At 70.3% G+C, this 518-nt stretch carries 1 protein-coding gene; it reads left to right on the top strand.

The features are described 5' to 3' along the window. The coding region (locus tag D3273_RS28000; protein ID WP_281011443.1) for an MHYT domain-containing protein at positions 1–518 on the top strand (518 nt) is incomplete at both ends.

Here is a 518-nt window from a genome sequence, read left to right as displayed (position 1 = left end):
TACGTGGCGGCCTCGGTCGTGGTCAGCGTCGTCTGCTCCGTCGTCGCCATGGCGAGGGCGACGGACCTGACCTCGACGGGCCGGCGGCTCGAGGTCGGCGGATGGCTGACACTCGCGATCTGCGGCCTGCACTTTACCGGCATGACGGCGATCAGCGTGGCACCCGGCACGGCAGAGGTGGCCGAGGGCACGATCCTCGGCACGAGCGGCCTCGCCGTCGCGGTGGGCGGCGTCAGCGTCGCCATCCTGATCGCGAGCCTGATGGCGATCATCGTCGAGCGGCATCTGGCCCAGCGCTCCCTCCGAGACCTGGGCCGCATGCGCCTCATGAGCAACCTCGCCCAGGAGGTGCTCTTCATCCACCGGGAAGGCATCGTGATCGAGGTGAACAACGCTGGGGAGCGCCTATTCAAGGCCTCGGCCGAGGACATCATCGGCCGGCCCGTGCTGAGCCTGTTCGCGAACGACAGCGCGCCGGCGCTGATCCGGCGTGAGCGCTGCCCGCCCGTGGACCGCCG

Source organism: Lichenibacterium minor (genome assembly GCF_004137685.1).
GTDB lineage: Bacteria > Pseudomonadota > Alphaproteobacteria > Rhizobiales > Beijerinckiaceae > Lichenihabitans > Lichenihabitans minor.
The sequence above is the reverse complement of the archived record's forward strand: the minus strand, read 5'-3'. Positions and strand labels throughout refer to the sequence as shown.